20 protein-coding genes and 1 tRNA gene are annotated in these 20,332 nt (G+C 59.7%); 14 read left to right on the top strand and 7 right to left on the bottom strand.

All coding sequences use genetic code 11. From position 1 onward, the window contains the following. Positions 1 to 102 precede the first annotated feature (102 nt). From ruvC to nadA, 14 genes are all read left to right on the top strand, one after another. A complete protein-coding gene (gene ruvC, locus AC3IT9_RS23085; RefSeq protein WP_008015799.1) occupies positions 103 to 627 on the top strand; it encodes a crossover junction endodeoxyribonuclease RuvC in 525 nt (174 codons plus the stop codon). Positions 628 to 741: 114 nt separating this feature from the next. Next, complete coding sequence (gene ruvA / locus AC3IT9_RS23080; protein WP_008052450.1) at positions 742 to 1,350, top strand: Holliday junction branch migration protein RuvA; 609 nt, start codon at positions 742 to 744, stop codon at positions 1,348 to 1,350. Then, a complete protein-coding gene (gene ruvB / locus AC3IT9_RS23075) occupies positions 1,351 to 2,412 on the top strand; it encodes a Holliday junction branch migration DNA helicase RuvB (RefSeq protein ID WP_046042209.1) in 1,062 nt (353 codons plus the stop codon). Between the two features lie 127 nt (positions 2,413 to 2,539). Further along, positions 2,540 to 3,007, top strand: coding sequence for a tol-pal system-associated acyl-CoA thioesterase (gene ybgC / locus AC3IT9_RS23070; RefSeq protein WP_057713518.1), 468 nt, complete (start codon positions 2,540 to 2,542; stop codon positions 3,005 to 3,007). After that, positions 2,997 to 3,692 carry a protein TolQ gene (gene tolQ, locus AC3IT9_RS23065; RefSeq protein ID WP_150726712.1) on the top strand — a complete coding sequence of 232 codons (696 nt, stop codon included), beginning with the start codon at positions 2,997 to 2,999 and terminating at the stop codon, positions 3,690 to 3,692. The genes ybgC and tolQ overlap by 11 nt, the downstream gene beginning before the upstream one ends. Positions 3,693 to 3,715: 23 nt before the next feature. Continuing rightward, positions 3,716 to 4,168: a protein TolR gene (tolR, locus tag AC3IT9_RS23060; protein WP_162135951.1), complete on the top strand. Its 453-nt coding sequence runs from the start codon at positions 3,716 to 3,718 to the stop codon at positions 4,166 to 4,168. Continuing rightward, a complete protein-coding gene (gene tolA, locus AC3IT9_RS23055) occupies positions 4,168 to 5,247 on the top strand; it encodes a cell envelope integrity protein TolA (RefSeq protein WP_489271106.1) in 1,080 nt (359 codons plus the stop codon). The genes tolR and tolA overlap by 1 nt, the downstream gene beginning before the upstream one ends. Before the next feature lie 17 nt (positions 5,248 to 5,264). Next, positions 5,265 to 6,545 (top strand): Tol-Pal system beta propeller repeat protein TolB, encoded by a 1,281-nt coding sequence (tolB, locus tag AC3IT9_RS23050; RefSeq protein WP_191624928.1) that lies wholly within the window; start codon positions 5,265 to 5,267, stop codon positions 6,543 to 6,545. A 52-nt stretch (positions 6,546 to 6,597) separates the two neighbouring features. Further along, positions 6,598 to 7,095, top strand: coding sequence for a peptidoglycan-associated lipoprotein Pal (gene pal, locus AC3IT9_RS23045; RefSeq protein WP_003178634.1), 498 nt, complete (start codon positions 6,598 to 6,600; stop codon positions 7,093 to 7,095). 6 nt (positions 7,096 to 7,101) lie between these two features. Further along, positions 7,102 to 7,941, top strand: coding sequence for a tol-pal system protein YbgF (gene ybgF / locus AC3IT9_RS23040; protein WP_489271105.1), 840 nt, complete (start codon positions 7,102 to 7,104; stop codon positions 7,939 to 7,941). A gap of 166 nt (positions 7,942 to 8,107) precedes the next feature. Next, complete coding sequence (gene queE / locus AC3IT9_RS23035) at positions 8,108 to 8,755, top strand: 7-carboxy-7-deazaguanine synthase QueE (RefSeq protein ID WP_008047363.1); 648 nt, start codon at positions 8,108 to 8,110, stop codon at positions 8,753 to 8,755. A 1-nt stretch (position 8,756) separates the two neighbouring features. Beyond that, complete coding sequence (gene queC, locus AC3IT9_RS23030) at positions 8,757 to 9,449, top strand: 7-cyano-7-deazaguanine synthase QueC (protein ID WP_150754450.1); 693 nt, start codon at positions 8,757 to 8,759, stop codon at positions 9,447 to 9,449. 63 nt (positions 9,450 to 9,512) lie between these two features. After that, positions 9,513 to 9,588, top strand: a tRNA-Lys gene (locus tag AC3IT9_RS23025). A gap of 270 nt (positions 9,589 to 9,858) precedes the next feature. Then, positions 9,859 to 10,917 carry a quinolinate synthase NadA gene (nadA, locus tag AC3IT9_RS23020; RefSeq protein WP_095942772.1) on the top strand — a complete coding sequence of 353 codons (1,059 nt, stop codon included), beginning with the start codon at positions 9,859 to 9,861 and terminating at the stop codon, positions 10,915 to 10,917. Positions 10,918 to 11,052: 135 nt separating this feature from the next. Here nadA and AC3IT9_RS23015 read toward each other — a convergent pair whose 3' ends face one another. From AC3IT9_RS23015 to AC3IT9_RS22985, 7 genes are all read right to left on the bottom strand, one after another. Continuing rightward, the gene (locus AC3IT9_RS23015) at positions 11,053 to 11,541 is read right to left on the bottom strand and encodes an RDD family protein (protein ID WP_057713522.1); all 489 of its coding nucleotides are present in this window, start codon (positions 11,539 to 11,541) and stop codon (positions 11,053 to 11,055) included. A gap of 95 nt (positions 11,542 to 11,636) precedes the next feature. Next, positions 11,637 to 11,849, bottom strand: a complete 213-nt coding sequence (locus AC3IT9_RS23010) for a cold-shock protein (protein ID WP_007977299.1) — start codon at positions 11,847 to 11,849, stop codon at positions 11,637 to 11,639. 403 nt (positions 11,850 to 12,252) lie between these two features. Continuing rightward, positions 12,253 to 13,377, bottom strand: a complete 1,125-nt coding sequence (gcvT, locus tag AC3IT9_RS23005) for a glycine cleavage system aminomethyltransferase GcvT (protein WP_150726707.1) — start codon at positions 13,375 to 13,377, stop codon at positions 12,253 to 12,255. Positions 13,378 to 13,413: 36 nt separating this feature from the next. Further along, a complete protein-coding gene (locus tag AC3IT9_RS23000; RefSeq protein WP_489271104.1) occupies positions 13,414 to 14,790 on the bottom strand; it encodes an L-serine ammonia-lyase in 1,377 nt (458 codons plus the stop codon). Positions 14,791 to 14,994: 204 nt separating this feature from the next. Then, the gene (gene gcvP / locus AC3IT9_RS22995; RefSeq protein ID WP_489271103.1) at positions 14,995 to 17,847 is read right to left on the bottom strand and encodes an aminomethyl-transferring glycine dehydrogenase; all 2,853 of its coding nucleotides are present in this window, start codon (positions 17,845 to 17,847) and stop codon (positions 14,995 to 14,997) included. Between the two features lie 11 nt (positions 17,848 to 17,858). Continuing rightward, positions 17,859 to 18,242 carry a glycine cleavage system protein GcvH gene (gcvH, locus tag AC3IT9_RS22990; protein ID WP_008047373.1) on the bottom strand — a complete coding sequence of 128 codons (384 nt, stop codon included), beginning with the start codon at positions 18,240 to 18,242 and terminating at the stop codon, positions 17,859 to 17,861. 430 nt (positions 18,243 to 18,672) lie between these two features. Further along, positions 18,673 to 20,181: a sigma-54-dependent transcriptional regulator gene (locus tag AC3IT9_RS22985; RefSeq protein ID WP_423502242.1), complete on the bottom strand. Its 1,509-nt coding sequence runs from the start codon at positions 20,179 to 20,181 to the stop codon at positions 18,673 to 18,675. Between the last annotated feature and the right edge of the window lie 151 nt (positions 20,182 to 20,332).

The following is a 20,332-nucleotide window of genomic DNA, read 5'->3' as shown; positions in this document are numbered from 1 at the left end:
AACGTTGTTGCTGAATATGAAACCGCTTTCGCGAGCAAGCCCGCTCCCACATTTGTTATTCGTTGTATTGAATATCGTGCTTTTACTTAACCCGCAGGCGTTATGACTTTAATTCTTGGTATCGACCCCGGTTCGCGCATCACCGGTTACGGTGTGGTTCGTGATACCGGCCGCGGCTGTGAGTACGTCGCCTCCGGTTGTATCCGCACCGGTGCCGGCGAGCTGCATGAGCGACTGCAGATTGTCTATCGCGGGGTGCGGGAGATCATTCAGACGTACCATCCGGTGACCATGGGCATCGAAAAGGTGTTCATGGCCCGTAACGCCGATTCCGCCCTGAAACTGGGGCAGGCCCGTGGCGCTGCGATCGTGGCAGGTGCTGAGGAAAGCCTGGAAATTGCCGAATACACCGCAACCCAGGTCAAGCAGGCGGTCGTCGGCACCGGTGCGGCCAACAAGGAGCAGGTGCAAATGATGGTCATGCACATGCTCAAGCTCACCAGCAAACCACAGATCGATGCCTCGGACGCCCTGGCCATTGCCATCTGCCATGCTCATACCCGTTCCAGCCTGCTGCCCCATGGGCTGGGAGCAGCACGCAGTCGTGGCGGGCGCCTGCGTCTCTGATAGCATCAGCAATCATTTTCATGGAGTGAGGGCATTCCGCCTGTGTTGTCGGCGGTATTCCCTCGCTCTATCAGTCGCTGGCCAAGAGCTGGCCAACGCTCAAGGATTTGTAACGTGATTGGACGTTTGCGCGGCACCCTGGCTGAGAAGCAGCCTCCCCATCTGATTCTGGATGTAAATGGCCTGGGCTATGAACTTGAAGTGCCCATGACGACCCTTTACCGCTTGCCGTCGGTCGGTGAGCCGCTAACCTTGCATACCCATTTGGTCGTGCGCGAAGACGCACAGTTACTCTATGGTTTTGTCGGCAAACGTGAGCGTGACTTTTTTCGCGAATTGATCCGCCTCAACGGCGTCGGACCGAAACTGGCCCTGGCCTTGATGTCGAGCCTGGAAGTCGATGAACTGGTTCGCTGCGTACAGTCCCAGGACACTTCGGCGTTGACCAAGGTCCCGGGCGTCGGCAAGAAAACCGCCGAACGCTTGTTGGTGGAGCTCAAGGATCGCTTCAAGGCCTGGGAAACCGTACCGGCCATGTTCGCCCTGGTGCCGAACCAGCCGGATGGACCGGCTCCGGTGAACACTGCCGAGACTGACGCCGTCAGCGCCTTGATTTCCCTGGGCTACAAGCCCCAGGAAGCGAGCAAGGCAGTGTCTGCGATCAAGGAGAAAGATTTGAGCAGTGAAGACATGATCCGCCGCGCCTTGAAGGGAATGATCTAAGTGATTGAAGCTGATCGTCTGATCGCTGCCACGCACAGTCCGCGTGAACGCGAAGAAGTCCAGGACCGCGCGATTCGCCCGGTCAGCCTGGCTGAATACATTGGCCAGCCGACCGTTCGCGAGCAGATGGAGTTGTTCATTCAGGCAGCTCGCGGTCGTAACGAGTCCCTGGATCACACGCTGATCTTCGGGCCGCCGGGGCTGGGCAAGACCACCCTCGCCAACATCATCGCCCAGGAAATGGGTGTGTCGATCAAGAGCACCTCGGGGCCGGTGCTGGAGCGCCCCGGTGACCTGGCGGCGCTGTTGACCAACCTTGAGCCTCACGATGTGCTGTTTATCGACGAAATCCATCGCCTGTCGCCCATCGTTGAAGAAGTGCTGTACCCGGCCATGGAGGATTTCCAGCTCGACATCATGATCGGTGAGGGGCCGGCCGCGCGTTCGATCAAGCTGGACCTGCCGCCGTTCACCCTGGTGGGCGCAACAACACGGGCGGGGATGCTCACCAATCCGTTGCGTGACCGTTTCGGCATCGTCCAGCGTCTTGAGTTCTACAATACCGCCGACCTGTCGACGATTGTCAGTCGTTCGGCCAGCATCCTCGGTTTGCCGCTGGACCCGGAAGGCGCCTTCGAAATCGCCCGCCGTGCCCGTGGCACTCCACGGATCGCCAACCGCTTGCTGCGTCGGGTGCGCGACTTCGCCGAGGTCCGCGCCAAGGGGCATATCACCAAGCCGATTGCCGACCTGGCGCTGAACCTGCTGGACGTCGACGAGCGTGGCTTCGATCACCAGGACCGGCGTCTGTTGCTGACCATGATCGAGAAATTCGACGGCGGGCCGGTCGGTGTCGACAGCCTGGCCGCTGCCATCAGCGAAGAGCGTCACACCATTGAAGACGTGCTGGAGCCTTACCTGATCCAGCAGGGCTACATCATGCGCACGCCACGGGGGCGGGTGGTGACGCGGCATGCCTACCTGCATTTCGGTTTAAACATTCCGTCACGATTGGGCGAAATGCCCGTGGTAGACGAGTTCCTCGATGCTGCTGACGATTAATTAACGTTGCGTGCTGATTTTTTCGGGCAATGTAGGGTCCCAGGACCGTACTTTCACGAGAAAGCCGCAGAACAATGAAAAACAGTTGCCATGCCGGATTGGCAACCTGAGGAGTAAGCACTAGAGTATGCGCGCGCAAAACGGGCTTGAGCCTTTCGCACATCGTTGTCGCGTTTATTACGAGGACACCGATGCGGGCGGCATCGTGTATTACGTTAATTACCTCAAGTTTATGGAACGGGCTCGAACCGAGCGGCTACGAGATCTGGGCTTTGCCCAATCGCAGCTTGCCGGGGAGGATCTGTTGTTCGTCGTGCATTCCAGCGAAGCGCGCTACCACGCGCCGGCGCGGCTGGACGACGAGCTGCTGGTAAGCGCTGAAGTAATCGAATTGAACCGTGCCAGCCTGCGCTTCAAGCAGCAGGTAAGGCGGGCTACGGATAATGCGCTGCTCTGTGAAGGGCAGTTTCTGGTGGCCTGTGTGCGCACTGAAAGTTTAAAACCCCGGGCCATTCCCGAAGCTCTACGAGCGGCCTTTGCCGACGTGAGCGGCGCGGGTACACACTCAAAGCAGGAGATAAAGCGTGGAAGCTAACGTCGTCGACCATTCCTCCATGTGGAGCCTGATCAGCAATGCCAGTATCGTGGTGCAACTGGTAATGCTGATCCTGGTAGCCGCATCGGTGACCTCATGGATCATGATCTTTCAGCGCAGCAACCTGCTGCGCGCCGGTCGACGCGCCCTGGAGAGCTTTGAAGAGCGCTTCTGGTCGGGCATAGACCTGTCCAAGCTCTACCGTCAGGCCGGCAGCAACCCGGACCCGGATTCGGGTGTCGAGCAAATCTTCCGCGCCGGCTTCAAGGAGTTCTCCCGTCTGCGTCAGCAGTCAGGCGTTGATCCTGAAGCGGTCATGGAAGGCGTGGCACGTGCCATGCGCGTTGCCATTTCCCGCGAAGAAGAAAAGCTTGAGCAAAGCCTGCCATTCCTGGCCACCGTCGGTTCCGTGAGCCCGTACATCGGTCTGTTCGGTACGGTCTGGGGCATCATGAACTCCTTCCGCGGTCTGGCGAGTGCCCAGCAAGCGACCCTGGCCACTGTTGCCCCAGGCATCGCTGAGGCACTGATTGCCACCGCGATCGGTCTGTTCGCTGCCATTCCAGCCGTTATCGCTTACAACCGTTTTGCTGCTCGTAGCGAAACCCTGCTGGGCCGTTACTACACCTTCGCCGACGAGTTCCAGGCGATCCTGCACCGCAAAGTGCACACCAGCGAAGAATAAGCAGGTAATTTCCAATGGCTTTAATCGCTCGAGCTCGCAAAAAGCGCAAGCCGGTCGCCGAGATGAACGTGGTGCCTTACATCGACGTGATGTTGGTGCTGCTGGTCATCTTCATGGTGACCGCGCCAATGCTCAATCAGGGCGTGAAAGTTGATCTGCCCAAGGTTTCCAGTGAAGCCTTGCCGCAGGACAACAACACCCAGGTCCTGACCATTTCCATCAAATCCGACAAGACCTACTACTGGAACCTTGGTAGCGAAGTCGACACCGAAAAGCAGCAGGATCGGGCCATGACCCTGCCGCAGATGACTGACGCGGTGACCAAGATCATTCGCGTCGGCAACGAAGGCGGCAAGCGTACCCAGGTCTTCATTCGCGGCGACAAGAGTGTCGATTACGGCTCCGTCATGGGCGCCATGGGCGGGTTGCAGAAAGCCGGGGTCGGTAATGTTGGCTTGATTACCGAGGCGCCCTGATGCAGCAACAGCGAGAGCCGTCCGCCTCGGAAAGCTACTTCTGGCCTAGTGTCTGGGCGATTGGCTTGCACGTGCTGGTGTTCGGCATGTTGTTCGTCAGTTTTGCCTTTACCCCGGAACTGCCGCCGGCCAAGCCGATTGTCCAGGCGACCTTGTACCAGCTGAAATCGAAAAGTCGGGCGACCACCCAGACCAATCAGAAGATTGCCGGTGAGGCGCAGAAATCTGCTGCGCGTCAGACCGAAGTCGAGCAGATGGAACAGAAAAAGGTCGAGCAGGAAGCCGTGAAGGCTGCGGAACAAAAGAAAGAAGAGGCGGCTCAAAAGGCCGAAGAAGCCAAGAAGGCCGACGAGGCGAAGAAAGCGGACGAGGCGAAAAAGGCTGATGAAGCCAAGAAAGCCGACGATGCGAAGAAAACCGCGGAAGCCAAGAAGGCAGAAGAGAAACAATTGGCTGATATAGCCAAGAAGAAATCTGAAGAAGAAGCCAAGAAAGCCGCGGAAGAAGAGGCCAAGAAAGCGGCCGCTGAAGAAGCCAAGAAAAAGATCGTCGAAGACGCGAAGAAGAAAGCCGCGGAAGACGCCAAGAAGAAAGCTGAAGCTGAAGAGGCGAAGAAGAAAGTCGCCGAGGAAGCGAAGAAGAAAGCTGCCGCCGATGCTGCGAAGAAGAAATCGCAGGACGCGGCACGTAAATCCGCCGAAGACAAAAAGGCCCAGGCCCTGGCAGATTTGCTTTCCGACACGCCGCAGCGTCAGCAGGCCTTGGCCGATGAGCAGGGCGACGAAGTCGCCGGCAGTTTCGATGACCTGATTCGTGCGCGTGCAGCGGAAGGCTGGGCTCGTCCACCTTCGGCACGCAAAGGCATGACGGTCGTATTGCAAATCGGCATGTTGCCGGACGGTACGGTGACTTCGGTCAACGTGTCCAAGTCCAGTGGCGACGGTCCGTTTGACGCCTCGGCTGTTGCAGCGGTGAAGAATATTGGACGTTTGACAGAAATGCAGGGAATGAAGCCGAGTGATTTCGCTCCGTATCGTTCATTCAAGATGACATTCACACCTGAGGATCTAGCCTTGTGAGAAACCTTCTTCGAGGAATGCTGGTCGTTATCTGCTGCATGGCAGGGATGGCGATGGCAGATGAGAAAAACATTCTGGTTACCAGTGGCAGCGATCGGGCGACCCCGATCGCCGTAGTACCGTTCGGCTTCCAGGGCGGTAGCGTGCTGCCGGACGATATGGCGGAAATCATCGGTAACGACCTGCGCAACTCGGGTTACTACTCGCCGCTTCCAAAGCAGAACATGATCAGCCAGCCGAGCCAGGCCAGCGAAATCATCTTCCGTGACTTCAAGGCGCTGGGTGCCCAGTACGTCATGGTCGGCAGCATTGTTCCGGCGGGCGGTCGCCTGCAGGTGCAATACGCACTGTTCAACGTTGCCACCGAGCAGCAAGTGCTGACCGGCAGCGTGTCGGGCGGCGTCGATCAGTTGCGCGACATGGCGCACTACATCTCTGACCAGTCATTCGAAAAACTCACGGGTATCAAGGGTGCCTTCTCGACTCGCCTGCTGTACGTAACGGCCGAGCGTTTCTCCGAGAACAACACTCGCTACACCCTGCAACGTTCGGACTACGACGGTGCTCGCGCCGTGACCCTGCTGCAGTCGCGCGAGCCGATCCTGTCGCCGCGTTTCGCACCGGATGGCAAGCGCATCGCTTATGTCTCCTTCGAGCAGAAGCGTCCACGCATCTTCATGCAGAACATCGACACCGGTCGCCGTGAGCAGATCACCAACTTCGAAGGCCTGAACGGTGCACCAGCCTGGTCGCCGGATGGCAATCGCCTGGCGTTCGTGCTGTCCAAAGACGGCAACCCGGACATCTATGTGATGAACCTGGGCTCGCGTCAGATCAGCCGCGTCACCAACGGTCCTGGCATCAACACCGAACCGTTCTGGGGCAAGGATGGCTCGACCATCTACTTTACGTCCGACCGTGGCGGCAAACCGCAGATCTACAAGACCAGTGCCGGTGGTGGCGGTGCCGAACGTGTGACTTTCGTCGGTAACTACAACGCCAACCCTAAACTGTCGGCTGATGAAAAGACGCTTGTCATGATTCACCGTCAGGATGGCTTCACCAATTTCAAGGTGGCGGCCCAGGATTTGCAGCGCGGTAGTGTAAAAATCCTCACTGATAGCACTCTGGACGAGTCGCCTACTGTCGCGCCCAACGGCACCATGGTAATCTACGCCACCCGCCAGCAGGGCCGGGGAGTCTTGATGCTCGTGTCCATCAATGGACGCGTAAGGCTCCCGCTTCCTACCGCACAAGGCGAAGTCAGAGAACCTTCCTGGTCCCCTTTCCTGAACTGACGCGGCGCTATACGTTGTACTTAACACACTGGGGTTCATTAGGAGTTTCACGATGGAAATGCTGAAGTTTGGTAAATTTGCTGCGCTGGCACTGGCCATGGCTGTAGCTGTAGGTTGCTCGTCCAAAGGCGGCGACAATGCCGGTGAAGGCGCGGTAGATCCAAACGCTGGTTATGGCGCAAACACTGGCGCAGTTGACGGCTCCCTGAGCGAAGAAGCTGCACTGCGCGCTATCACTACTTTCTACTTCGAATACGACAGTTCGGACCTGAAGCCAGAAGCCATGCGCGCTCTGGACGTTCACGCCAAAGACCTGAAAGCAAACGGCGCTCGCGTTGTTCTGGAAGGCAACACCGACGAACGTGGTACTCGTGAGTACAACATGGCACTGGGCGAGCGTCGTGCGAAAGCCGTTCAGCGCTATCTGGTACTGCAAGGTGTTTCCCCAGCTCAGCTGGAACTGGTTTCCTACGGCGAAGAGCGTCCAGTTGCTACCGGCAACGACGAGCAGTCCTGGGCTCAAAACCGTCGCGTCGAACTGCGTAAGTAATTCGTCATGCGAACGTGCCGTCGTGCTGTAACTGTTCTGGCTCTCAGCCTCGCGCCGCTGGCGGTGTGGGCTGCGGTTCCTGTGGTCGATAATGACTCCGGCTATAACAATAGCGGGAGCAGTTATCCGCCTGCAGGTTACGGTACGAACGGCGCCTATGCCGGGGGAGGGGTTTCGGCCCCTGTCTCGGCACAGGGCGAGCTGTTCAACCAACTGCAATCAATGCAGCAACAGATCGAGCGCCAGCAAGGTGCGATTGAAGTTCTGCAAAATGATGTAGCGCGCATGAAGCAGGAAAACCTGGAGCGATACCAGGATCTTGATCGGCGCATAGGAACCGGCGTTGCACCAGCCGCGACTCCTGAAAATTCTTCCACCGGTGGTGATTTGAATGCCGCTGGTGCAGCCGCAGGTGCGGCAGCTGGCGCAGCCGCCGCTCAAGCACCTGCCGCGGGTAGCGAGCCGGCAGATCCGGCGAAGGAAAAGCTCTATTACGATGCTGCCTTCGACCTGATCAAGGCCAAGGATTTCGACAAGGCCAGCCAGGCTTTTGCCGCTTTCCTGCGCAAATACCCGAACAGCCAGTATGCGGGCAATGCCCAGTACTGGTTGGGCGAAGTGAACCTGGCCAAAGGCGATCTGCAAGGCGCAGGTCAGGCATTTTCCAAGGTTTCGCAGCTGTATCCCAAGCACGCCAAAGTGCCGGACTCGCTGTACAAGCTCGCTGATGTAGAGCGTCGCTTGGGTCATACCGACCGGGTCAAAGGCATTCTGCAGCAGGTGGTGTCCCAATATCCGGGCACTTCCGCTGCTCAGTTGGCCCAGCGCGATCTGCAAAAAATGTAAGCCTGCTTGACCCGTTTTGAAGAAACCCGCGCTTGTCGCGGGTTTTTTCGTTAGAATTCACACCCTTTTTCTGAAACACGCTTTTTGGGATCTGCGCATTGCCGGGGTTCCTTGAAGTGCCTGACGGAGGCGGACAGCCTGTTTAGCTGTTACGCCCGTGGCGACTATGCAAGACACATTGAGAATTACCGAAGTTTTCTACTCGTTGCAGGGAGAAACGCGGACTGCTGGCCTGCCCACTGTTTTTGTGCGCCTGACCGGTTGCCCTCTGCGTTGCCAATACTGCGACAGCGCCTACGCGTTCACCGGCGGAACCATCCGCACCCTCGATGACATCCTCGAGCAAGTTGCCGGTTTTCGCCCACGTTATGTCTGCGTCACGGGCGGCGAGCCCCTGGCACAGCCCAACGCCATTCCCTTGCTCAAGCGCTTGTGTGACGCCGGTTACGAAGTGTCACTGGAAACCAGTGGCTCTATCGATATCTCGGCAGTAGATTCCCGGGTCAGTCGCGTTGTCGACCTGAAAACCCCGGGTTCGAAGGAAGCACATCGCAATCGCTACGAAAACATTGAGCTGCTCACGCCCAACGATCAGGTGAAGTTTGTCATCTGCTCGCGGGAGGACTATGACTGGTCCGTTTCCAAGCTGATCCAGTACGGTCTTGACCTGCGTGCCGGTGAAGTCCTGTTCTCGCCAAGTCACCATGATCTCAATGCCCGGGATCTGGCGGACTGGGTGGTGGCGGATAACCTGCCAGTGCGTTTGCAATTGCAGCTGCATAAATATCTATGGAATGACGAGCCGGGGCGCTGAAATGACTGAACAACTGAACACTCCTGAAAAACGTGCGGTCATCCTGTTGTCCGGTGGCCTGGACTCGGCGACCGTCGTGGCCATGGCGCGCGCCGAAGGCTACAGCTGCTACACCATGAGCTTTGATTACGGTCAGCGCTCTCACGCCGAACTGTACGCCGCCGAGCGTGTGGCACGGGACCTTGGAGTGGTCGAGCACAAGGTGATCGGTCTGAACCTGAACGGCATGGGTGGCTCGGCGCTGACTGACCGCAGCATCGATATTCCGGAAGAGTTGGGTGAGGGCATTCCGGTGACGTACGTGCCTGCGCGTAACACGGTGTTCCTGTCCCTGGCCCTGGGCTGGGCTGAAGTGCTCGGCGCACGGGACATCTTCATCGGCGTCAATGCGGTGGATTACTCCGGTTACCCGGACTGCCGTCCCGAGTTCATCGAGTCGTTCGAGCGCATGGCCAACCTGGCAACCAAAGCCGGCGTGGAAGGCAATGGCTTCCGCATCCAGGCACCGCTGCAAAACCTCAGCAAGGCGCAGATCGTCCAGGCCGGCGTGAAGCTTGGCGTGGATTATGGTCTGACCGTTTCCTGCTATCAGGCCGACGATGAAGGCCGTGCTTGCGGCAAGTGCGACAGCTGCCGACTGCGTGCAGAAGGCTTTGCGGCGGCCGGAATCAGCGATCCAACCCCTTATTTTTGATTTATTTCAAAATAGGTGTTGAATAGTCCTTAAAAATCAGTATTATACGCGCCACCACACAGCGGGTCGTTAGCTCAGTTGGTAGAGCAGTTGGCTTTTAACCAATTGGTCGTAGGTTCGAATCCCACACGACCCACCATTTTTGGCGGTTTAGAAAATCCGGAAGGCCCACGCAAGTGAGGATTTCCGGGTTTTTTTTTGCCCGCGATTCAAGTCCGCTTCGCTGCGGGCTGCTGCGTATGACGCAGGTCAGAATCATCTTTTGCATCCGTCGGATATTCTGTAGCCTTGCGCAGCTTCAACGCTGTCCGTGCCTGATCAATACTCACTTTCCCGGCGGTACCCTGACGGGTCCGGAGCCGGGTGTATACTCGACTTTCGCGCGAATGCGCTTGCAGGTCTTGCGAACATGACGCAAATTTCCGAACGCCTTCTGGTTCAAGCCCACCTCGACGCCAAACAGCCCAAGCCGCTGACCGCCGATGAAGAGGCTTATTACCGTGCTGCCATCGCTGCCGAGCTCAAGGCTCAGGACGCGGTGCTGGTGGCCCACTTCTATTGTGACCCTGTCATTCAGGCGCTGGCCGAAGAGACGGGCGGCTGTGTCTCCGACTCGCTGGAAATGGCCCGTTTCGGCAACGCCCATCCGGCCAAGACCGTGGTCGTCGCCGGCGTGAAGTTCATGGGTGAGACCGCCAAGATCCTCAACCCGGAAAAACGCGTGCTGATGCCGACGCTCGAAGCGACCTGTTCGCTCGACCTGGGTTGCCCTGTGGACGAATTTTCCGCGTTCTGCGATCAACACCCGGAGCGCACGGTGGTGGTGTACGCCAATACGTCGGCTGCGGTAAAAGCCCGGGCGGATTGGGTGGTGACTTCAAGCTGTGCGCTGGAAATCGTCGAAAGCCTGATGGACAACGGCGAGACCATCATCTGGGGCCCGGACAAGCACCTGGGGACCTACATCCAGCGCCAGACCGGTGCCGACATGCTGCTGTGGGACGGTGCCTGCATCGTTCACGAAGAGTTCAAGTCCAAGCAGCTTGAAGACATGAAGGCGCTGTACCCGGATGCGGCGATTCTGGTGCACCCGGAGTCGCCGACCTCGGTGATCGAACTGGCGGACGCCGTGGGCTCCACCAGTCAGTTGATCGCGGCGGCACAGAGCCTGCCGAACAAGACGCTGATCGTTGCGACTGATCGCGGTATTTTCTACAAGATGCAGCAGCTGTGCCCGGACAAGGTCTTCATCGAGGCCCCTACGGCGGGTAACGGCGCGGCGTGCCGCAGTTGTGCACATTGCCCGTGGATGGCCATGAACACCCTTGAGCGCACGCTCAAGGCGTTGAAGGAAGGGTCGAACGAGATCTTTGTCGACCCGGCACTGATCCCGCAGGCGATTCGACCGCTCAAGCGCATGCTTGATTTCACCCAGGCTGCGCGGATGAAGCTGGCCGGTAACGCCTGAGATCTGTCAGTTTCGTCGTATTAACTGTGGGAGCGGGCTTGCTCGCGAAGACGGAGTGTCAGTCGACATCAATGTCAGCTGAAATACCGCCATCGCGAGCAAGCTCGCTCCCACAGTGGTTTCTGCATCGGAAAATTATTTGGTCTTCTTTGGAATCCGCACCAGTTCGGTATTGGAGTAGATGTCATGCCAACTGCGTTTCTGCTTGTCGAACAGCGACCAGAAGAATCCCAGGCCAACACACAGCAGCGAAGCAATCGACACCACAAAGCGCAGCAGCGCCTGCCACAGGCTGATGGACGAGCCATCGGCATTCTGCACGCGGATGCACCAGACCTGCATGCCCAGTGTCTGACCGGACCAGGTCCAGAATTTGGCGAAGAAACCGAACAGTACGAACAACAGCACTGTGGAGAGCAGGGGATCGCCGTCCAGCGCACCCGCTTCGGTCAGGGTACGCATCCTTTCTTCGCCGATGATCGCCATCTGGATCATCTTGTAGATGCCGCTGGTGACGATCAGCAGGGCGGTGCACAGCAGGAAATCATAGAACATGGCTGCCAGGCGACGACCCAGGCCGGCGGCAGGAAAGTCGCCCTGGGGAGTAAGCAGGTGTTTCGACATGGCAGGCTCTCGGCGGAAAAAGAAGCCATTTTACGGATTTACGCGCACAAAAAAGCCCCTGATGTCAGCATCAGGGGCTTTTTCGTTACAGAAGATCAGGCTTCTGCTTGTACTTCGTCAGCCTGCATGCCTTTCTGGCCCTGCACGGCGATGAAAGTCACTTTCTGGCCTTCTTTCAGGCTCTTGAAGCCGTTGCCCTGGATGGCGCGGAAATGCACGAACAGATCCGGACCGCTTTCAGGAGTGATAAAACCAAAACCTTTCTCGTCGTTAAACCACTTGACGGTACCGCTCTGACGTTGGGACATTTCTTATTTCCTTTGACGCAAAAAATTAATGACAGTCTCCTTCTCATGAAAGAGTACTGGGGCTGGTTGCAGGAGAGTAAGAAGACGTCGAACGGGATGTAGCTAACTTGTAGGCTACTGCCCAGGTCACGATTCCAAGCGACCCATGCAAACACAGTGAACAAACTCTACGCCAACTACGGGAGAAAAAACAAGCCCTGTGAAGGCCCCGTATTTCCTCAGGTTGATGGCAAAGTCAGTCCACTAGCGGGGGCTTATTCCCTGGTCTTGTTCAGTTGTTTTCGATCGTTATAAGCAAAGTTCATAATCGAAGCTTATAGCCAAACGATGCACTGTTATATGGCGGTTGCGTTACACATTAGTGCACCGTTAACGCAACCGCGTTACTTATAGGAACATTCAATCAGCCGCGATAGTAGCGTTGTGGAACAAATGGCATTTTGCTTACAAGCAAAGGCACCTTTTTCCCACGAACGATCGCCCAAACCGGTGTGTCCAGTGCGATGTAACCGCTGTCGACGTAACCCATGGCCAGTGGACCGCCCAGGGTTGGCCCGAAACCGCCACTGCAGACGCTACCGATGATGTCGCCGGCTTCGTTGACGATCTCGGCGCCTTCACGCACGGGTGTACGTTCCTGTGGCAGCAGACCTACACGTTTGCGGTCCACGCCTGCCTGTTGCTGGGCGAATACGGTTTCGGCGCCAGGGAAACCGCCTGCCCGTGCGCCATCAGCGCGACGTGGCTTGGAGATCGCCCACAACAGGCTTGCTTCGATCGGGGTGGTGTCGGTGTTCATGTCGTGGCCGTACAGGCACAAACCCGCTTCCAGGCGCAGGGAGTCGCGGGCGCCAAGGCCGATGGCGGCCACTTCGGCTTCAGCCAGCAGCGCGCGAGCCAGGGCTTCGGCGTTGGCGGCGGGTACGGAGATTTCGAAACCGTCTTCACCGGTGTAACCCGAACGGCTGGCAAAACAGTCCACGCCCAGCAGCTTCACGCGGGCGAACTGCATGAAGGTCATCTTCGCAACTTCCGGGGCCAGGCGTGCCAGCACGGTCACCGCAGCCGGACCTTGCAGGGCAAGCAGGGCGCGCTCTTCGAACAGCGGCTCGATCGTGCACTGGTCGCCAATGTGCTTGCGCAGATGCGCCAGGTCCTGATCCTTGCAGGCGGCGTTGACCACCAGGAACAGTTCGTCATTACCCAGGTTGGCGACCATCAGGTCGTCAAGGATGCCACCCGTCGCATTGGTGAACATCGCGTAGCGCTGCATGCCCACCGGCAGGTCGATGATGTCCACCGGCACCAGGGTTTCCAGGGCCTTGGCGGCATTGGCGCCGGTCAGACGGATCTGGCCCATGTGCGAGACATCGAACAGCCCGGCCTGGTCGCGGGTGTGCTGGTGTTCTTTCATCACGCCCAGCGGGTACTGCACGGGCATGTCGTAGCCGGCGAACGGCACCATGCGCGCGCCGAGTTCGATGTGCAGTGCGTGCAACGGGGTTTTCAACAGTTGTTCGGTGGACATATTCAGCTCCTGAAGAAGGGTGCAGATGAGCGCGCATCAGCACTCGATAATGTTGACCGCCAAACCGCCACGGGCGGTTTCCTTGTATTTGCTTTTCATATCGGCGCCGGTCTGGCGCATGGTGCGAATGACCTTGTCGAGGGAGACGAAGTGTTGCCCGTCGCCGCGCAGGGCCATGCGCACGGCATTGATGGCCTTGACTGAGCCCATGGCGTTGCGCTCGATGCAAGGCACTTGGACCAGCCCGCCAATCGGGTCGCAGGTCAGTCCGAGGTTGTGTTCCATGCCGATTTCCGCGGCGTTCTCCACTTGTTGCACAGTGCCGCCAAGCACTTCGCACAAGGCACCGGCGGCCATCGAGCAGGCGACGCCGACTTCGCCCTGGCAGCCGACTTCGGCGCCGGAGATCGAGGCGTTTTCCTTGTACAGAATGCCGATGGCCGCGGCAGTCAGCAGGAATCGCACCACGCCGTCGTCATTGGAGCCCGGGATAAAACGCATGTAGTAGTGCAACACCGCTGGAATGATCCCCGCCGCCCCATTGGTGGGCGCCGTCACGACGCGCCCGCCGTTGGCGTTCTCCTCGTTGACCGCCAGCGCGTAGAGGTTGACCCAGTCGAGCACCGACAGCGGGTCGCGCAACGACGATTCCGGGTTCTTGCACAATTGCCGATGCAGCGCGGCGGCCCGGCGTTTGACCTTCAGCCCGCCGGGCAGGATGCCTTCGTTACGGCATCCGGCGGCGACGCAGTCCTGCATCACTTGCCAGATTTTCAGCAGGCCGGCGCGGGTTTCCGCTTCCGGGCGCCAGGCGCTTTCGTTGGTCAGCATCACCTGGCTGATCGACAGCCCGTATTTGACGCAATGACTGAGAAGATCCTTGGCACTCCTGAACGGAAAGGTCAGGGGGGTGGCGTCTTCGACGATGCGGTCGGCACCGGCGGCGTCCTCATCGACGACAAAACCGCCGCCGACCGAGTAGTACTCGCGGCTGCGGATCTGCAGGCCCGCTGCGTCGAAGGCGCGAAAAATCATGCCGTTGGGGTGATAGGGCAAGGGTTTGCGAATCATCGCCAGGTGTTCTTTCTCGTTGAACGCAATGCTGTGTTCGCCGAGCAGGTTCAAGCGGCCGTTGCTGCGAATCTCTTGCAGGCGCGCGGCGACGGTCTCTGTATCGACGGTGTCCGGGTGTTCGCCTTCCAGGCCCAGCAGCACAGCCTTGTCACTGCCGTGGCCTTTGCCGGTGGCGCCGAGCGAGCCGTACAGCTCGACCTTGACGCAGGTGGTGGCCGTCAGCAGCCCTTCACGGCGCAGGCCTTCGACGAAACGCGCAGCGGCGCGCATCGGGCCGACGGTGTGGGAGCTGGAGGGGCCGATGCCAATCTTGAACAGGTCGAACACGCTTAACGACATGGTGGTTCTCCGGTTTCTTGTTATAGGTATGGCGGGATCTGAGGCTTGGCACAGTTCCCTGTGGGAGCGAGCTTGCTCGCGATGACGGTCTGACATTCACCATGGATGTCGACTGAAAGACCGCTATCGCGAGCAAGCTCGCTCCCACAGAGGACTGTGGTGTTCTTGCAAAAAGGGGGCGGGATCAACCGCCCCCTCATTGCTTTAAGCGTAGCTTTCGATCGACGGGCAGGCGCAGACCAGGTTGCGGTCGCCAAACACGTTGTCGACGCGACCGACCGGTGGCCAGTACTTGCCTTCGATCAGCGACGCAACCGGGTACACCGCTTGCTCACGGCTGTACGGGTGCGACCACTCGCCCACCAGCTCCTTGGCGGTGTGCGGAGCGTTTTTCAGCGGGTTGTCGTCCTTGTCCAGGGTGCCGTTTTCCACTGCGCGGATTTCTTCGCGGATGCGGATCATGGCGTCGCAGAAGCGGTCCAGTTCTTCCTTGGATTCGCTTTCGGTCGGCTCGATCATCAGCGTGCCGGCCACCGGGAACGACATGGTCGGGGCGTGGAAGCCGAAGTCGATCAGGCGCTTGGCGACGTCATCGACGCTGATGCCGCTGCTGTCTTTCAGTGGACGCAGGTCGAGGATGCACTCGTGCGCCACCAGGCCGTTGCTGCCGGTGTACAGCACTGGATAGTGCTCTTCGAGGCGACGGGAAATGTAGTTGGCATTGAGGATCGCCAGCTGCGAAGCACGCTTGAGACCCGCGCCACCCATCATACGAATGTACATCCAGGTGATCGGCAGAATGCTCGCGCTGCCGAACGGTGCCGCGCAAACGGCGCCTTCCTTGCGCTCCATCTGTGCGTGGCCCGGCAGGAATGGCGCCAGGTGCGATTTCACACCGATCGGGCCGACGCCCGGGCCGCCACCGCCGTGGGGGATGCAGAAGGTCTTGTGCAGGTTCAGGTGCGACACGTCGCCGCCGAACTTGCCCGGCGCGCAGAGGCCGACCATGGCGTTCATGTTGGCGCCGTCGATGTACACCTGGCCGCCGTTGTCATGAACGATGCCGCAGATTTCGCGGATGCCTTCTTCGAACACGCCGTGGGTCGATGGGTAGGTGATCATCAGCGCGGCGAGGTGTTCGCGGTGCTCGATGGCCTTGGCGCGCAGGTCTTCGATATCAACGTTGCCACGGGCATCGCAGGCGGTGACGACCACGCGCATGCCGGCCATTTGTGCGGTGGCCGGGTTGGTGCCGTGGGCCGACGACGGGATCAGGCAGATGTCGCGACGGTCTTCGCCACGGCTCTGGTGGTAGGCACGGATCGCCAGGAGACCTGCGTATTCACCCTGGGAACCGGCGTTCGGTTGCAGCGAAACCGAGTCATAACCGGTAGCGGCGCAAAGCATGGCCTCCAGTTCGTCGGTCAGTTGCTGGTAGCCAGCGCTTTGTTCGGCCGGGGCGAACGGGTGCAGGGCGCCGAACTCGGCCCAGGTCACCGGGATCATTTCGCTGGCGGCGTTGAGTTTCATGGTGCACGAACCCAGCGGGATCATGGTGCGGTCCAGCGCCAGGTCCTTGTCGGCCAGTTTGCGCAGGTAGCGCATCAGCTCGGTTTCCGAGTGATAGCGGTTGAATACCGGGTGGCTGAGGATCGGCGACTGGCGCACCAGCGTGGCCGGGATGGCGCTCTGCACCGAGGCAGCGAGGGCGGCGAAGTCCGGCAGGGCCTTGCCGTCGGACAGCAGGCTCCACAGGGTTTCAACGTCGGCCTGGGTGGTGGTTTCGTCCAGGGACAGGCCAAGGCGCTCGCCATCGACCATGCGCAGGTTGATGCGCTGGGCGTGTGCCTTGTCGTGCAGGGCGGCGGTTTGCGCGCCGGTCTTCACGGTCAGGGTGTCGAAGAAGCTCGCTTGCTCGACGCTCAGGCCCAGTGCGCTCAAGCCTTTGGCCAGGATCGCGGTCAGGTGATGCACGCGATTGGCGATCTGCGTCAGGCCTTTCGGACCGTGGTACACGGCGTACATGCTGGCGATGTTGGCCAGCAGTACTTGCGCGGTGCAGATGTTGCTGGTGGCTTTTTCGCGACGGATGTGTTGCTCGCGGGTCTGCATGGCCAGGCGCAGGGCCGGATTGCCGAAACGGTCCACGGAAACACCGACCAGACGGCCCGGCATGTCACGCTTGAACGCGTCCTTGGTGGAGAAGTAAGCCGCGTGCGGGCCACCGAAGCCCAGCGGCACGCCGAAGCGCTGTGCGCTGCCGATGGCCACGTCGGCACCGAATTCGCCCGGCGCGGTCAGCACGGTCAGGGCCAGCAGGTCGGCAGCCACGGCAACAAGGGCGTTGGTGGCATGGAAGCGTTCGGTCAGCTCGCGGTAATCGAACACATCACCGTTGCTCGCCGGGTATTGCAGCAGCGCGCCGAAGAATGGCGTCACGTCAGTCAGCTCGCGCTCGTCGCCAACCACCACGTCGATGCCCAGAGGCTCGGCACGGGTGCGCAGCACGTCGAGGGTCTGTGGGTGGCAATGCACGGAGGCGAAGAAGGCGTGGCTGCCCTTGTTCTTGCTCAGTCGTTTGCAGAAGGTCATGGCTTCGGCAGCGGCGGTGGCTTCGTCCAGCAGCGAGGCGTTGGCGATCGGCAGGCCGGTGAGGTCGCTGATCAGGGTCTGGAAGTTCAGCAGCGCTTCGAGACGACCCTGGGAAATTTCTGGCTGGTACGGGGTGTAGGCGGTGTACCAGGCCGGGTTTTCCAGCAGGTTGCGCAGGATCGGCGACGGCGTGTGGGTGCCGTAGTAACCCTGGCCGATGAAAGTTTTGAACAGCTGGTTTTTAGTCGCGATGGACTTGATCAAGGCCAGGGCATCGGCTTCGCTCAGGCCGTCTTCCAGGCCGAGGACGCTGGTGCCCTTGATGCTGTCGGGAATCACGCTGGCGCTCAGGGCTTCCAGGGAGTCGAAACCGAGGCTGTTGAGCATCGCTTGCTCGTCACCGGCGCGCGGGCCGATGTGACGGGCGATGAATTCGTTGGCGGTGGTCAGATTAATCTGGGTCATGTCAGTGCTCCTCAGGCTTCGGCTTGGGCTTTGATCAGGCGGTCGTAGGCGTCCTGATCCAGCAGTTGGGCGACAGCCGAGGCGTCGCTTGGCTGGAAGCGGAAGAACCAGCCTTCGCCCAGCGGATCTTCGTTGACCAGCTCAGGGCTGCTGTCCAGCGCCGGGTTCACTTCCAGCACTTCGCCGTCCAGCGGCATGTACACGCCGCTGGCAGCCTTTACCGATTCCACGGTGGCGGCTTCGGCGCCTTTGTCGTAGGACTGCAGCTCAGGCAGTTGAACGAAAACCACGTCGCCCAGGGCGTTCTGTGCGAAAGCGGTGATGCCGACCGTGACGCTGCCGTCAGCTTCGGTGCGCAGCCATTCGTGATCTTCAGTAAAACGCAACTCGCTCATGGAAACTCCTAAGGGGCCAGACTCGTCTGGTGGACGCGATTGAATGCTTGGGCGATGCCCGGGTTATGAGGAGTACATAGCAAGAACGCGGCCAACGTTGTTTTTCTTGTTATTGGTCAATGATTTAGGTGGTTTCGACAAAGGCTGAAATTCAATCCTTGTAGCGAAATCGATACGGCATATGTCAATGATAAAAGCCGAGGTGGATCAAAGCCTTGCACAGCCGTGATCGGAGAGGGGTGTAGCGATATCGTTCCGCTGTAGCGCTTTCAGTACAGGTTGAGGTCGTTTTTGGCGCGGTTTTTCGGATGACGGAGGAATCTGTAGGAGCGAGCCTGCTCGCGATAGCGGTTGTTCAGTCGACATCGATGGTGGCTGTCAGTCCGTCATCGCGAGCAGGCTCGCTCCCACAGTTGTTCGGTGTCAGGCCTCAGGCCTTGTTGGGTATCCCGTACTTGCGCAACCGATGGGCAATCGCCGTGTGGGAGGTTTGCAGGCGGGTCGCGAGTTGCCGGGTCGAGGGATAGCTGGCGTAGAGTTTTTCCAGCAGGGTTTTTTCGAATTCGTCCATGGCCTGTTCCAGGCTGTCGACGTCATGGTCGCCCTGGCGGGCCACCGAAGTGCCGGCGATGTCGAGGTCGCCGATGTCCACCAGGCTGCTTTCGCAAATCGCCGCGGCACGGAAGATCACGTTCTGCAATTGCCGCACGTTGCCAGGCCAGCGGTTGCCCAGCAGCGCCGGATAAGTGCCTGGCGCCAGGCGACAGATCGGGCGCTGGATCTGCGCACAGGCCTGCTGCATGAAATAGCGGGCCAGCAGCAGGATGTCCTGGCCGCGTTCGCGCAGGGGCGGCACTTCGACGTTGAGGACGTTGAGGCGATAGAACAGGTCTTCGCGGAACAGGCCTTCGCTGACCATTTTTTCCAGGTCGCGGTGGGTGGCGCTGAGGATCCGAACGTTGACCTTGACCTCCCGGTCGCCGCCGACCCGGCGAAAACTGCCGTCGTTGAGGAATCGCAGCAATTTGGCCTGCAAATACGGCGACATCTCGCCGATTTCATCGAGAAACACCGTGCCCTGGTTGGCCAGTTCCATCAGCCCTGGCTTACCGCCTCGTTGCGCGCCGGTGAAAGCGCCGGGAGCGTAGCCGAACAGCTCACTTTCGGCGAGGTTCTCTGGTAATGCCGCGCAGTTCAACGCCAGAAAGGGTGAACTGTACCGGGCGCTGATGGCGTGGCAGGCGCGGGCCACCAGCTCCTTGCCGGTGCCGGTTTCGCCCTGGATCAGCAGCGGTGCATCGAGGGCCGCCACCCGCTGGGCGCGCGCCTTGAGGGTGCGGATCACCGGGGACTCGCCGAGCAGGGCATCGAAACCTTCGGCGTGGTCGTGGTGCAGCGCGGAAAGGCGTTCGCCGATGCGGTTCGGTTGATACAGGGTCAGCAGGGCGCCGGCGTCGGTGATCGGTGTGGCGTCGAGCAACAGGGTCTGGCCGTTGACGGTGATTTCCCGCAGCGGCAGGCGAAAGCCGTGTTCGAGCAGGGCGTCGAGCAAGGCCGGGTCGGCAAACAGGTCGCCCACGCTTTCACCGTCCGGTTCGCGGCCGTACAGGGCGATCAGGGCCGGGTTGGCCAGCAGCACCTTGCCGTCGCTGTCCAGTGCCAGCACCGGGTCGGTCATGGCTGCGAGCAACGCGTCGAGCTGCAAGTGCCGGCGCTGGCCGGGCAGGATGTCGACCACTGTCACCGCTTGCACGCCACGCACGCTGAACAGCGCATCGCGCAGTTCCTCGAGGACTTGCGGGCTCAGGGTCGGGGCGTCGATATAGACATTGGGCGGGACCATTTCCACCGCATCCAGGTTCAGATTGCGCCCACCGAGCAGGGCCAGGACTTCCTGGGTGATACCGACGCGGTCGATGAAGCTGACGTGGATACGCATGGGGCGGTCTTGGGGTCTGCAGTGCGGAGGGTGGCAAGTATGCCTTGGGGCGGGCTAATGGTGAAATTTTGCGCGGACTTCTATAGGGCGATGATCCCCCTGTGGGAGCGGGCTTGCTCGCGAAAGCGTCGTGTCAGACACCATCGTTGGC

The organism is Pseudomonas sp. KH_046_1 (genome assembly GCF_057839025.1).
Note: the sequence above shows the minus strand (reverse complement) of the source record. Positions and strands in the feature narration are given on the sequence as shown.